This is a genomic window from Streptococcus mitis (assembly GCF_005844455.1).
GTDB lineage: Bacteria > Bacillota > Bacilli > Lactobacillales > Streptococcaceae > Streptococcus > Streptococcus mitis_BF.
The window spans coordinates 1-13,992 of the sequence record NZ_SPGF01000016.1; the positions used below are offsets into that span (position 1 = coordinate 1).

Annotated in this window: 14 protein-coding genes and 1 pseudogene; 9 read left to right on the forward strand and 6 right to left on the reverse strand. The window is 38.4% G+C overall.

Translation table 11 applies throughout. The features are described 5' to 3' along the window. Positions 1-402: 402 nt before the first annotated feature. The 5 genes from FGQ53_RS04550 to FGQ53_RS12135 all read right to left on the reverse strand — a co-directional run bounded on the left by FGQ53_RS04550 (position 403) and on the right by FGQ53_RS12135 (position 4,313). Positions 403-639 (reverse strand): competence protein ComA, encoded by a 237-nt coding sequence (locus FGQ53_RS04550; RefSeq protein ID WP_138336108.1) that lies wholly within the window; start codon positions 637-639, stop codon positions 403-405. Positions 640-779: 140 nt separating this feature from the next. Then, the gene (locus FGQ53_RS04555; protein WP_022524923.1) at positions 780-1,412 is read right to left on the reverse strand and encodes an ABC transporter ATP-binding protein; all 633 of its coding nucleotides are present in this window, start codon (positions 1,410-1,412) and stop codon (positions 780-782) included. Position 1,413: 1 nt separating this feature from the next. Then, positions 1,414-3,429: a bacteriocin-associated integral membrane family protein gene (locus FGQ53_RS04560; RefSeq protein WP_138336110.1), complete on the reverse strand. Its 2,016-nt coding sequence runs from the start codon at positions 3,427-3,429 to the stop codon at positions 1,414-1,416. A gap of 102 nt (positions 3,430-3,531) precedes the next feature. Beyond that, complete coding sequence (locus FGQ53_RS04565) at positions 3,532-3,828, reverse strand: lactococcin 972 family bacteriocin (RefSeq protein WP_138336112.1); 297 nt, start codon at positions 3,826-3,828, stop codon at positions 3,532-3,534. 314 nt (positions 3,829-4,142) lie between these two features. Then, a complete protein-coding gene (locus FGQ53_RS12135) occupies positions 4,143-4,313 on the reverse strand; it encodes a PhrA family quorum-sensing system peptide (protein ID WP_001227862.1) in 171 nt (56 codons plus the stop codon). A 191-nt stretch (positions 4,314-4,504) separates the two neighbouring features. Here FGQ53_RS12135 and FGQ53_RS04575 point away from each other — a divergent pair, with 191 nt between their 5' ends. The 7 genes and pseudogenes from FGQ53_RS04575 (at position 4,505) to recA (ending at position 10,991) form a co-directional block, all read left to right on the forward strand. Beyond that, complete coding sequence (locus FGQ53_RS04575) at positions 4,505-5,368, forward strand: helix-turn-helix domain-containing protein (protein ID WP_050219958.1); 864 nt, start codon at positions 4,505-4,507, stop codon at positions 5,366-5,368. A gap of 263 nt (positions 5,369-5,631) precedes the next feature. Then, positions 5,632-6,253: pseudogene (locus tag FGQ53_RS04580) on the forward strand (hypothetical protein). Positions 6,254-6,451: 198 nt separating this feature from the next. After that, on the forward strand, positions 6,452-6,895 hold the full coding sequence (gene tsaE / locus FGQ53_RS04590; protein WP_138336116.1) for a tRNA (adenosine(37)-N6)-threonylcarbamoyltransferase complex ATPase subunit type 1 TsaE: 444 nt from the start codon (positions 6,452-6,454) through the stop codon (positions 6,893-6,895). Next, positions 6,885-7,403 carry a GNAT family N-acetyltransferase gene (locus FGQ53_RS04595; protein ID WP_138336118.1) on the forward strand — a complete coding sequence of 173 codons (519 nt, stop codon included), beginning with the start codon at positions 6,885-6,887 and terminating at the stop codon, positions 7,401-7,403. Before tsaE ends, FGQ53_RS04595 begins: the two co-directional genes overlap by 11 nt. A gap of 7 nt (positions 7,404-7,410) precedes the next feature. Then, positions 7,411-8,427 (forward strand): biofilm formation/cell division transcriptional regulator BrpA, encoded by a 1,017-nt coding sequence (brpA, locus tag FGQ53_RS04600; protein ID WP_138336119.1) that lies wholly within the window; start codon positions 7,411-7,413, stop codon positions 8,425-8,427. Positions 8,428-8,513: 86 nt separating this feature from the next. Beyond that, positions 8,514-9,770, forward strand: a complete 1,257-nt coding sequence (locus FGQ53_RS04605; RefSeq protein ID WP_138336121.1) for a competence/damage-inducible protein A — start codon at positions 8,514-8,516, stop codon at positions 9,768-9,770. Between the two features lie 54 nt (positions 9,771-9,824). Further along, the gene (gene recA / locus FGQ53_RS04610) at positions 9,825-10,991 is read left to right on the forward strand and encodes a recombinase RecA (protein WP_138336123.1); all 1,167 of its coding nucleotides are present in this window, start codon (positions 9,825-9,827) and stop codon (positions 10,989-10,991) included. 118 nt (positions 10,992-11,109) lie between these two features. Here the strand turns inward: recA and FGQ53_RS04615 are convergent, their stop codons facing one another. Continuing rightward, positions 11,110-11,664, reverse strand: coding sequence for a GNAT family N-acetyltransferase (locus FGQ53_RS04615; protein WP_138336125.1), 555 nt, complete (start codon positions 11,662-11,664; stop codon positions 11,110-11,112). A gap of 109 nt (positions 11,665-11,773) precedes the next feature. Between FGQ53_RS04615 and FGQ53_RS04620 the strand changes: the two genes are divergently transcribed. Then, the gene (locus tag FGQ53_RS04620; protein ID WP_138336127.1) at positions 11,774-13,144 is read left to right on the forward strand and encodes an MATE family efflux transporter; all 1,371 of its coding nucleotides are present in this window, start codon (positions 11,774-11,776) and stop codon (positions 13,142-13,144) included. 96 nt (positions 13,145-13,240) lie between these two features. Beyond that, positions 13,241-13,957 carry a YebC/PmpR family DNA-binding transcriptional regulator gene (locus FGQ53_RS04625; protein WP_125840970.1) on the forward strand — a complete coding sequence of 239 codons (717 nt, stop codon included), beginning with the start codon at positions 13,241-13,243 and terminating at the stop codon, positions 13,955-13,957. Positions 13,958-13,992 lie beyond the last annotated feature (35 nt).

The following is a 13,992-nucleotide window of genomic DNA, read 5'->3' on the forward strand; positions in this document are numbered from 1 at the left end:
TCCCCGTGATTTGTAGTAGTGATAGGTCTTCTCAGTTTAATTATAAATCAAAATAAAGAGCACAGCACTTTTTCATTCAGTGTTGTGCCTTGAGTGAAACGAAAGGAATGAATTATAAATATGGCACAAAAGGTTCTTTTGTCCTGTTCTTGTTTCCATTGACTATATTTCTATACTTTTTCTTCCCTTCTCTGTGAAAATCGCAAGTTTTTCCCATCTTTTCTCAATACTGAAACAACATCTTTCCAGAACTTCAATAATTTCTTTTTGTGTTAAATCATTATTTAACTAAATCTTTGGAGGTAATACGTTTTCAAAGCTACTTTTTTACCATAGATTTTGAGCCTTCAACACAGATTACTAAGCCAAAAATGCTCTAAATTTTTGAAATTCTAACAAATCTCACTCAACTTCATCATCATCTTTGACTTTCACAATATCTTCCTCAAAATAACATGGAATAAAGGTAGTTTTCTTTTGAAATGGTTGTAGGAGGAAAATCTCTCCTACACTATTATTGATTCTGAGAGAAAATTGCAAAATATCATCTACCAAACTTTCAATTATTAAGATTTTTTGCAGTTTATCTGAATTAGAATCGCAAGGCTTCTCAATAATATAATTGTCGAATTTTTTCAATCTAACTTCCTCTCCACTATTTCTTCCTTTATCAAGAAAAAGTTACCTCAATATTAATAAAGTACAATTCTAAATCAACTCCAATTATTGATTCATGATAATATTTCAGTAACTCATCGTGCAATTAAAAACAAGGATTTTTATTTTAGACGATCCATCGTGATCACTTCATCAGCCATCTCCCAAATTGCCGGATTATGTGTTGCGATAATGATTAGCCTATTATCATCTCGAAGAGATAGCAAAATCTCCATAATCAACTGAGAGGTTGCTGGGTCTATTGAAGCTGTTGGCTCATCTGCCAGAATAAGGGGTGGATTCTTTAAGATAACTTTTGCCAAGGCAACCCGTTGCGATTCTCCGCCCGATAACTCAAAGATGCGCTTATCTAGGTCAAGATAAGCCAGGCCGACCTGTTCTAAAGCCTGTTTCTGCCTCAACCGCTGTTCCGACCGACTCAACTTTTGACCAATGAGACCTAGCTTAAGGTTTTCTTCAATACTTTGGTTTTCAATTAAGCCAAAGTTCTGGAAGAGGTAGCCCAATTCGTGACGGAAAAAATCACTCGATTTATAATTGGCCAGGTCTTTACCTCGGTAAAAAATCGTCCCATCATAAGATTCTAATTTCCCAATCATGTTCATCAAGGTTGTTTTTCCGCTACCACTTGAACCAATTAAGGCATAGACTTTTCCAGCCTCAAATGTCATTGAAAGATTCGAAAATAACTCTCGTTCTCCAAAAGATTTACTCACCTGTTTAAGTTCAATCATATTAACCTCCCTTCAAAACAAGCATGGACATCTTGTTTTCTTTCTGCATTTGGACATGTAACTGTAAAAGAGATAGACCAGTAAAGAGTAACGAGACTATGAAAGCAACTACTATCTCTACCATAAGAAATACACTCGCAACAAATCCCAGTAAAAACACACCCAGTTGAGCAAAGAGATAAGTGCGATGGATTTCTAAGAACCTGAGACCTGCAATGCGTTTGATAAAAATGGCACGTCTAAATTCTTCAAAGTAGAGCCTATTCATAGTGTTAAACAACAAGATTGAAGTTGCAATCCCAAGCACAGCTCCTGCTAGCATTACCCAACGTTCCCTCTGGATATTATCCAATAATGTGATGTAGTTGTGGTAACCTGTTTGCATTTCTGAGACCCAATTTTCAATGCCTTGTCTCTGGATAAGCTCCTGGGCATCAGACAATTGATTAAAGAGAACGTAGTTCTGTACTGTGTCTACCCAAAACAAAACGGACTGTGGACCAGTTGATTGGGGTGTTATAACAATGATGATTGGATCTTTCAAAAACTGCTGGTAAGAAATAGGGGTCGTATTATACACAAAACGATCCTGACCTGATTCCAAATAACCTACCGTAGCAGTCATTTGCTGTCGTTCATCTTGACTAGACATACGACTGGTTAAGTCGTCTTCAAAAACAGATTTATAATGTTCTTCCTCTGAACGGAGGTGTTCAGGCAACAATAAGACAAACTCCCCTACATCAAGGTGATTCATCTTTTGCTCAATAGTTGTATCTACAGGAATGTTTTGACGCTCCAAGTATTGCGGTGTGACGATAAGGACATTGCCATTCGGGTTGTAATCGTGCCATTCTGTAGAGGTTATAAAGTTTTTGGAGGAAGCCATGCCATTTTGCAAAGTACGGTCAATTAACTGGTGTCTAGATAAGAAAGCCTTTTGTTCTGAAACAGCCAGATCCATCAATTGATACCAAGTTCTGAGTTTCCTTTGAGCTTGTTCAGCAAAACCAGGACTCGTTCCTTCACGGCTGATTGATAGGGTAATCAGTTGCCTTTCCTGGCTCCAAGCCTCTTGTCCAATCCGATGCTGTTGCCAGGCTTGGGAATACTTTAAGCTACTCCCTATTCCCAGCGTTACAATAATAATCGCTAATAGTTGACCGATTAAAATCAAACTAATGATTCCTCTGACAGGCACTTGCCCTTTTATAATCTGCATCAGGTGTATCTTTTTTATCCCAACTGCGAAGAGTTGAGCGAAAAACAGGGAGATCGACAACAAGATGAGATTATAACAGAGCAAGCCTGCTCCTATGGTCATTAGGGATTGCGTTGGAAGCGACAGAATTTTTTGCATAAGAATGGCGAGCACGCCAGCTAAACTGAAACCAACAGCTATCCCTTTCAAATCCTCACCAACTGGTCTAAGGAAAATGGACCACCGTTTCTCTCCTGAAATGAGGCGAATGCCCGACGAACGTAATTGGCTAATTTGACTAATTAAAGTCAGTGCTCCAAAGGTTAAGATGAAAATCAATAGACTGATTAACTGAAATCCGTTACTAAAGATAGCCATTAACGTAGATAGTTTAGATGGAATTGTCAGGTGCATGTTAGTCAAGCCAAGTTGACTTAGCTCCTCCCTTAGCAAGTGAATATCTAGGTTTCCATCGAATACAAAATAGTTTGTTTCAACACTACTACTTTGAGCATCTTCTAGATTTTTTTCCTGTAGCCCATCAGGCAACTTTCCGTTCCCAAAGGTCGTATAAGAAAACACTGGAGTACCTTCTGAGTTAGGATCCTGGTGTTGAATCGCAATAAAGCTATCCGTTTCTTCTGCTAGTTTTTCCAAGCGTGTAGCAACATGCTGAAAAGTTGTTTCAGGGGAAGAATCATGTACAACAACGTTGGGGTAATAATGGGAGACATATGTATCAGTCCAAATGGTAAATACCCAAACAAAGAACAAACTAGCAAGCAGGTTGGATATGAGTATAAATAATTTTTTCATAGTGCATTCCTTATTCTAAAATAGAGGACAGAAATACCACTGCCCTCTATAAACTAACAAGCTTACTAAACTATTGATAAAAGAATCTTCTTCAATTATTCTTTACCATCCCGCATCAAATGTAATTTGCTCCCCAAAATTTGTATTAATAAACGCATAGGCCGTACTATGTGCTCCTGCATAAACTGTTTTTTGATTGTCACGTTCATTACTTCCAACATAGGCCCAGTGATACTCTGAACCATGATAATAATTCGAAAATGCTCCCCAATTATATGGATCATGATGACCTCCATAGGTCCACTCGCCACCACGGTGAGAAGCTGCCAAAACAGGAAGAGCCAAACTAAATGCCAAAACGGCAAGGGATGATGCAACTACTTTTCTAAATTTTAACATATTATTACTCCTCTAAATGAAATATTATGAAAATGAGCGAAATGCAACTACATATTTTAATTAGAAATCTCAGTCTGAATTATAGTATCCTATTTTTTCCTCCTTTCTAACTGCACGTTCCTTTCTACAGGCAGAGACCTAATTTTATAAACTAATCTTAAATACTTTAGATTTTGTAACTCATAATTTTCAACAGTTGGTTAGCTATGAAAGCATTTTATCAAACATCTCCATTCTTATATCTATCTGGTATTGTTACAAGCTCTCATCAGAATACCTTTCTCTAAATAGTTGAATTTTAAAGTAATACGAAATCAATCAGCCTTCCCAACATCAAGACCATTGGACTTCTTTTGTGATTGCACTCGAATCTCCAATTGTTTATTCTTCTGAATAAACTGTTGGTAAGGAATTGTATTACTAAACATAAAAACACCTAGCAATGCAAATGTAACTAATTTTTTAATTCCACGTTTTTTTCTCATGCAATGAAACCCCTTTCTTTTTCCTTGTTTTTATTCTAACAGATATATTTTATTTAGTCAAGTGTTTTTATTATATTTTGAACTTTTTTTTCTTATTATTTCCATTGAGAATTATCTATTTCTTTAACTTGCTATTTTGAACTAAAAATTTTATAATGAAATTAAGCAAATAGGAAGGTTTATTATCTTTAATGAATACACTCGCAGAGAAATTCAGATTGAAAAGAAAAGAGTTGAGACTCTCCCAACAAACTCTTGCAGAAGGAATTTGTGAACAAAGCCAGATTAGTAAAATTGAGAGAGGGCATTTCATTCCCTCCGCAGACCTTTTGTTCAAACTCTCACAACGACTTGAAGTACCATTAGATTATTTTTTTAATGAACAAATTGAAATTAAATCTAACCTCTCTAATTTCAAGCAATTATCTGCTCGATTATTAGATGACAGAAATTATGACAATTTAGAATATATTTATAGAATAGAGATTGAACGAAGTACTTTTCTAACACTAGAAGACCGAACTTACCTTGAATGGATTAAAGCTATTATTGACTTCTATCAATATGACAGTAAGTGTGAGGCTATTTCTTCATTGGAAAATATATTATTAAAAGTCTCCTCAAATACTCTGATTTATTTAAAGGTGTTGAATACTCTATCTAATTTCTATTCCTTAGTGGGTCGTGAACAAGAATATGAGGCAAACTACTCTCATTTGATGGAGTTATATCAGACAAAAAATTTTGAGCATCAAGAGTTTTTATTTGGCTACATCAGAGTTCGTTACAACTACGCTCACTACCTAGTGTCAAAGGAAAAATATAACGAAGCCATCCAAGAAGCTCTTGAGACGATTGAACTCTGTAAACAAAGACAGACAAGCTACCAACTGGCTCCCCTACTTATTCTTGTAGGAAATGCTGGAGCCAAATTTCTAGACAAAGAACAAGTCAAAAATTATTATATAGAAGCAAGAGAGTTATGTAAGATTTATAACAATCCTTTAATGTTGATGAAGATAGAAAATTATTTGAAGGAATTAGATACTGTTTAGTTAATCTTGACATTATAGTTTTTCTGAAACGTTAAATAACCTGTAAGGCTGATAGTGAAATTAATACTATCAGTCTTATTTCAAGTTTATATTCTTCTAAAATCTCTTCAAACCACGTCAGCTCTAGCCGCAGGTTGCTCTTTGATTTTTATTGAGTATTAATCTCTGGTGTTTGTTTAGCGTCTTAAAGAGACATTTGAGAAGATTGGAAACAGTTCTCTCTTTTCTCCTAGTATAATGATTGGTAGGGAGGGAGAGAAAAGATGAAATCAATGAGAATCTTATTTTTGTTAGCTTTAATTCAAATCAGTTTGAGTAGCTGTTTCCTATGGAAAGAATGCATCTTGTCCTTTAAACAAAGTACAGCTTTTTTCATCGGAAGTATGGTCTTCGTTTCAGGAATCTGTGCTGGAGTAAATTATCTTTATACCCGTAAGCAAGAAGTCCATAGTGTCCTAGCCAGTAAGAAGTCGGTGAAGCTTTTTTACAGTATGTTACTCTTAATTAATTTGTTAGGAGCTGTTCTTGTCTTGTCAGACAACTTGTTCATCAAAAATACGCTGCAGCAAGAATTAGTTGACTTTTTATTGCCATCCTTCTTTTTCCTGTTTGGGCTAGATTTGCTGATTTTTTTACCCTTGAAAAAATACATGCGCGATTTACTTGCTATGCTAGACAGAAAAAAGACAGTGTTGGTGACTATTATAGCAACACTTCTTTTCTTAAAAAATCCAATGACCATTGTCTCACTTCTGATTTATATTGGACTGGGTTTGTTTTTTTGCAGCCTATCTTGTCCCAAATTCTGTTAAAAAGGAAGTTTCCTTTTATGGTCATGTTTTCCGAGATCTTGTATTGGTCATTGCTACGCTCATTTTCTTTTAGAGAAATCCTGTTTTTATGGATGTTATGATGGTAATACTCTTCGAAAATCTCTTCAAACTACGTCAGCTCTATCTGCAACCTCAAAACAGTGTTTTGAGCAACCTGCGGCTAGCTTCCTAGTTTGCTCTTTGATTTTTATTGAGTATAAGTTTAGCAGGAAAATAGACACAAAAGAAAAGTTTTTGGTATAATAAGAATATGTACACAAAAAATGAAGAAGAGCTACAATCCTTAGGGGAACGCTTGGGTCATCTATTAGAAAAGAATGACGTTTTAATCTTAACTGGAGAACTGGGCGCAGGTAAAACGACCTTTACTAAAGGACTTGCAAAAGGATTACAGATTTCTCAAATGATTAAAAGTCCAACCTATACTATCGTAAGAGAGTATGAGGGGCGTCTTCCACTTTACCATTTAGATGTTTATCGTATCGAGGGGGATGCTGATTCTATTGACTTGGATGAGTTTCTCTTTGGTGGTGGCGTAACTGTTATCGAGTGGGGCAATCTCTTAGGAGATGCCTTGCCAGATACTTATTTAGACTTGGAAATTCTAAAAGAAGAAGACGGTCGCAGATTAAATTTCCAAGCAAAGGGTTTGCGTGCAGAAAAGCTTTTAGAGGAGCTTCAACATGGAGTATGAATTGCTCATTAGAGAAGCAGAGTCTAAAGATGCAGCTGAATTAGTGGCCTTTTTAAATCGTGTGAGTTTGGAGACAGATTTTACCAGCTTAGACGGAGATGGTATTCTCTTGACCAGTGAGGAGATGGAAATATTCCTCAGCAAGCAAGCTAGTTCGGACAATCAGATAACCTTACTTGCATTCTTAAATGATAAAATTGCTGGTATTGTAAATGTTACAGCTGACCAGCGCAAGAGAGTCCGTCATATTGGAGATCTCTTCATTGTGATTGGAAAAAGATATTGGAATAATGGACTGGGAAGTTTTTTGCTAGAAGAAGCGATAGAATGGGCACAAGCAAGTGGCATTCTGCGTCGTCTCCAACTGACTGTCCAAACTCGTAATCAAGCTGCAGTCCATCTTTATCAAAAGCATGGCTTTATAATTGAAGGTCGCCAAGAGCGTGGAGCATATATTGAAGAAGGGAAATTTATCGATGTTTACTTGATGGGTAAACTGATAGATTAGTAGAAATATGGTTAAAAAAATTATTGGAATGGTATTAGCTTTTCTAGCTGTGACAGTTTTAGGTGTCGGTGTTTTTGCTTATACTATTTATCAGCAAGGCACACAAACCTTATCAAAGACCTATAAAAAAATTGGAGAAGAAACCAAGGTTATCGAAGCAACTGAACCTTTGACCATTCTGTTGATGGGGGTTGATACTGGGAATGTAGAGCGTACAGATCAGTGGGCTGGAAATAGTGATTCCATGATTCTCTTGACTGTCAATCCACATACTAAGAAAACCATGATGTTGAGTTTGGAACGTGATATTCTGACTAAAATTCAACATAAAGATGGTAGTATTGAAGAAGCGAAGCTAAACGCTGCCTATGCTGGTGGTGGAGCAGAACTTGCTATAGAAACAATTCAAAAGATGATGAATATCCATATCGATCGCTACATTATGGTTAATATGCAAGGATTGCAACAATTAGTCGATGCAGTGGGAGGTATTACGGTTAATAATACACTAGGTTTCCCAATCTCTATCAGTGACCAAGAAGAATTTAACACCATTTCTATCGGTGTTGGAGAGCAGACAATAAATGGAGAAGAAGCGCTTGTTTATTCACGCATGCGTTATCAAGACCCAGAAGGAGACTATGGTCGTCAAAAGCGTCAGCGTGAAGTCATTCAAAAAGTTGTTGAAAAAGTTCTTAGTTTAAATAGTGTCAGTCACTATCAGTCTATCTTAAAAGCCCTAAGTACTAATATGCAGACGAATATTGATTTGTCTGCGAAAAGTATTCCGAGCTTGTTGGGCTATAAAGATTCATTTAAAACTATTGAAACACAACAGTTGAAGGGTGAAGGGGAGATGCTACAAGGCGTTTCTTATCAAATTGTTACGAGAAACCACATGTTGGAAATGCAGAATCTTTTGAGACGTTCTTTGGGACAAGAAGAGGTTACTAAACTCGAAACAAATGTTGTCTTATTTGAAGATTTATTTGGACGAACACCTGTTGGTGACGAAGATAATTAACTTTCTTACTATAAATAAAAAAATCAATCGTGGGAAATTTCCTGCGATTTTTTCAAAAAAATACGAATAGATAGGTAGGAGGAAGCATGAAAGCAGAAATTATTGCTGTTGGAACAGAGATTTTGACAGGACAGATTGTCAATACCAATGCTCAGTTTTTATCGGAAAAACTAGCAGAGATTGGGGTAGATGTTTATTTTCAGACGGCTGTAGGAGACAATGAAGCTCGTCTCTTGTCTTTGCTTGAGATTGCTAGTCAACGTAGCAGTCTGGTGATTTTGACAGGTGGTTTAGGGCCAACTGAGGATGACCTAACCAAACAAACGTTAGCTAAATTTTTAGGAAAAGAATTAGTCTTCGATTATCAGGCTCAGGAGAAGTTGGATGTCTTTTTTGCCCAGAGACCAGACTATGCCCGAACACCGAATAACGAAAGACAAGCCCAAATTGTAGAAGGAGCGACTCCACTACCGAATGAAACAGGACTGGCTGTGGGGGGAGTGCTAGAAGTCGAAGGAGTGACCTATATCGTCCTTCCTGGTCCGCCAAGTGAATTGAAACCTATGGTCTTAAACCAACTTTTACCCAAGTTGATGACAGGTAGCAAACTGTATTCCCGAGTTCTTCGTTTCTTTGGGATTGGCGAAAGTCAGTTGGTGACCATTTTGGCTGATTTGATTGATAATCAAACTGATCCGACCTTGGCCCCTTATGCCAAGACAGGAGAAGTAACCTTGCGTCTGTCAACAAAGGCTAGCAGTCAAGAAGAGGCGAATCAAGCGCTGGATATCTTAGAAAACCAAATCTTGTATTGTCAGACCTTTGAAGGAATTTCTTTACGAGAACTTTGTTACGGTTATGGCGAAGAGACTAGTTTGGCCAGCATTGTGGTAGAAGAACTGAAAAAGCAAGGGAAAACCATCACGGCAGCAGAGAGTTTGACGGCAGGGCTTTTCCAAGCCAATGTAGCGGATTTTTCAGGAGCTTCAAGTATATTTAAGGGTGGTTTTGTGACCTATAGCTTGGAGGAAAAATCAAAAATGTTGGATATTCCTGTCAAGGATTTGGAAGAACATGGTGTGGTGTCTGAATTTACAGCTCAGAAGATGGCTGAGCAAGCACGAATCAAGACTAAGTCTGATTTTGGCCTTAGTTTGACTGGAGTAGCAGGGCCAGACAGTCTAGAAGGGCATCCAGCTGGGACAGTCTTCATAGGATTGGCGCAAGAGAAAGGAACTGAGGTTATCAAGGTGAATATTGGAGGTAGAAGCCGAGCAGATGTACGTCACATTGCGGTTATGCATGCCTTTAACCTAGTTCGCAAGGCTTTATTAAGTGACTAACTTTTGATATAATGGTAGATAGGTCTGAGGACCATTAGAATGTAGGAGAATAGAATGGCGAAAAAACCAAAAAAATTAGATGAAATTTCAAAAAAATTCGGGGCAGAACGTGAAAAAGCCTTGAATGACGCTCTTAAATTGATTGAGAAAGACTTTGGTAAAGGATCAATCATGCGTTTGGGTGAACGTGCTGAGCAAAAGGTGCAAGTGATGAGTTCAGGTTCTTTGGCTCTTGACATTGCCCTTGGTTCAGGTGGTTATCCTAAGGGGCGTATCATTGAAATTTATGGACCAGAGTCATCTGGTAAGACAACAGTTGCCCTTCATGCAGTTGCACAAGCGCAAAAAGAAGGTGGTATTGCAGCCTTTATCGATGCGGAGCATGCTCTTGATCCAGCTTATGCTGCGGCCCTTGGGGTCAACATTGATGAATTGCTCTTGTCACAACCAGACTCAGGAGAGCAAGGTCTTGAGATTGCAGGAAAATTGATTGACTCAGGTGCAGTTGATCTTGTCGTGGTTGACTCAGTTGCTGCCCTTGTACCTCGTGCGGAAATTGATGGAGATATCGGTGATAGCCACGTTGGTTTGCAGGCTCGTATGATGAGCCAGGCTATGCGTAAGCTCGGTGCTTCTATCAATAAAACCAAAACAATTGCCATCTTTATCAACCAATTGCGTGAAAAAGTTGGGGTCATGTTTGGAAATCCAGAAACAACTCCTGGTGGACGTGCCTTGAAATTCTACGCTTCAGTGCGTTTGGATGTTCGTGGAAGCACGCAAATCAAGGGAACCGGTGACCAGAAAGACACCAATGTCGGTAAAGAAACTAAAATCAAGGTCGTGAAAAACAAGGTAGCTCCACCATTTAAGGAAGCCTTCGTTGAAATCATGTACGGAGAAGGGATTTCTAAGACTGGGGAGCTTTTGAAGATTGCAAGCGATTTAGATATCATCAAAAAAGCAGGGGCTTGGTACTCTTACAAGGATGAGAAAATCGGGCAGGGTTCTGAAAATGCTAAGAAATACTTGGCAGATCACCCAGAAATCTTTGATGAAATTGACCATCAAGTCCGTGTTCAATTTGGTTTGGTTGATGGAAAAGAAGCTTCTGTAGAAGGTGTTGAAACTAAAAAAGATGACGCAGCTCAAGCAGATTCTGTGAATGAAGAAGTAACTCTTGACCTAGGCGATGAGCTTGAAATCGAAATTGAAGATTAAAGATAAAGCTAGGGAAAGTTTTCAAAATTATAAAAACGCATAATATCAGGTATTCATAACCTTGATATTATGCGTTTTATCGTGAGAAAATTCTCTGGATTTCTCTTACTTGAAACAACTAATGATCACTAAAGCGTCTGTATTTGATATGAAAGTCAAAATAATGTTCATCTTGTAATTTTTGGAAGATGTCGCGATAGGCTTCCTCGTCGAAATGGTCACCGCGGTAGAGAATTTCAAAACTCAAGCCATCATACTCTAGAAAAGCGTTAGCTGTTTCAAAGCCATTTTGTTGATAGAAGCTCATACGAGCTTTTCTTTGTTCCAAGTTATCGCATTCTTCATCCAACCGCTCCACTTCAAGCAACATGGTCCGCTGGTAAAAATCAGTTAGTTTGTCGATAATTTCCTTCCCATACCCGTGACTTCTTAAGTGAGGCATGATGGCAAAAAAGCTAATATAGAAGGCCTTTTGGTTGGAGATGGAAAAAGCAAAGCCAACAAATTCTTCTTCGTTATAAAACGCAAAAAAGTGGGCGTCATCTCGGTTCTGATAGCGCAAAAACTCAGAAAGAGGGACTCGTTCCTCCTCGGGGAAAGCTTCGTTATTTAGCTTTTCAACTTTATCAAGATCTTGAAACACATCGGTTATTAATTGACTGGTCAAACTCATAAATGACCTCCTTTTCTTGATTATAGCAAATTGTCTCTCTGTAAGCAATTGATTTCAGGATTCGTTAAAGAATCTTGTCAGTCCTCTGGAAAGCTGATATAATATCTTTATGAATAAAAAACGAACAGTGGACCTGATTCATGGCTCCATTCTTCCCTCACTTTTGAGCTTTGCCCTTCCAATTCTGTTGTCCAATATCTTCCAACAACTATATAATACAGCTGACGTCTTGATTGTAGGGCGGTTCCTTGGACAAGAATCCATAGCAGCAGTAGGAGCAACGACGGCTATCTTTGATCTGATTATCGGCTTTGCCCTCGGAGTTGGAAATGGGATGGGAGTTGTCATCGCTCGTCTTTACGGTGCTAGTAATTTTGCTAAGATTAAAGAAGCTGTTGCAGCAACTTGGATTCTGGGTGCCATCCTGAGTGCTCTTGTCATGCTGATAGGCTTCTTCGGTCTTTATCCACTCTTACAATATTTAGAGACACCTGTAGAAATCCTTCCTCAATCCTATGAGTACATCTCCATGATTGTTACCTGTGTAGGGGTTAGTTTTGCTTACAATCTTTTTGCAGGCTTACTGCGTTCGATTGGCAATAGCCTTGCGGCTCTTGCTTTTCTTATCTTTTCAGCTATCGTTAATGTGATCTTGGATTTATATTTTATTACGCAACTGCATCTGGGAGTTCAGTCTGCGGGTCTTGCAACCATTATCTCGCAGGGTTTGTCAGCAATCCTCTGTTATTTTTATATTCGTAAGAGTGTTCCAGAGCTTCTTCCGGGTCTCAAACATTTCAAATGGAATAAGGATCTCTATGTGGATCTCTTAGAGCAAGGACTAGCCATGGGTCTGATGGGGTCAATCGTCTCTATCGGGAGTGTCATTTTGCAATCCTCTGTCAATAGTTTTGGTGCAGTCATTATCAGTGCTCAAACGGCAGCACGGCGAATCATGGCCTTTGCCTTATTACCAATGACGGCTATTTCAGCATCGATGACGACTTTTATCTCTCAAAACTTTGGTGCAAAACGTCCCGAACGTATTGTCCAAGGTCTTCGTTTAGGGAGCTATTTGAGTATGTCTTGGGCAGCCCTTGCCTGTATTTTCCTATTTTTTGCCAGTCCTAGCCTAGTTTCTTTCCTAGCAAGTTCGACAGACAGCTACTTGGTAGAAAACGGGACCTTGTACTTACGTATCAGTTCTGTATTTTATCCATTTTTAAGTCTTTTATTGATTTATAGAAATAGCTTGCAGGGACTAGGCCAAAAACTTTTGCCCCTCGTATCTAGTTTTATCGAGTTGTTTGGGAAAATTATTTTCGTAGCTTGGATTATTCCTTGGACAGGCTATACAGGTGTTATTCTCTGTGAACCGCTACTCTGGGTTGTGATGACCCTCCAACTTTACTTCTCCCTTTCCCGACACCCTTGGATAAAAGAAGGAAAGAAAATCGTGGCAGTCGGAGGGGAATCCTAGCTTGCTTTGCAAAAGAAAATCCATTTCCTCTAGTGAAAATCAGCTAGACTTGTGTTATAATAAGAAAGATTAAAATGTGAAAAAAGGAGATTCCTAATGGGACGTAAATGGGCCAATATCGTAGCCAAGAAAACGGCTAAAGATGGAGCTAACTCTAAAGTATATGCAAAATTTGGTGTAGAAATCTATGTAGCAGCTAAAAAAGGAGAACCAGATCCAGAATCAAATACTGCTTTGAAATTCGTTATCGATCGTGCTAAACAAGCGCAAGTGCCAAAACACGTTATTGATAAGGCTATCGATAAGGCAAAAGGGAACACAGATGAAACCTTTACAGAAGGACGTTACGAAGGATTTGGACCAAATGGATCTATGCTGATTGTGGATACCTTGACTTCAAACGTCAACCGTACAGCTGCGAACGTTCGTGCTGCTTTTGGTAAAAATGGCGGAAACATGGGAGCTTCAGGTTCGGTTTCTTACCTCTTTGACAACAAGGGTGTGATCGTATTTGCTGGTGATGATGCGGATGCTATCTTTGAATTGTTGCTTGAAGCAGATATTGATGTGGATGATGTAGAAGCAGAAGAAGGAACAATCACTGTTTACACAGCTCCAACAGACCTTCATAAGGCTATCATTGCCCTTCGTGAGTCTGGCATCGAAGAATTTCAAGTTACTGAATTGGAAATGATTCCTCAGTCAGAAGTTGAGTTGTCAGGTGAAGACCTTGAAACCTTTGAAAAACTTTACAGCGTTCTTGAAGATGATGAGGACGTCCAAAAGATCTACACAAATGTCGATGGATTCTAATAAAAAAGCGAACAGACTTGCTAGCTGTTCGCTTT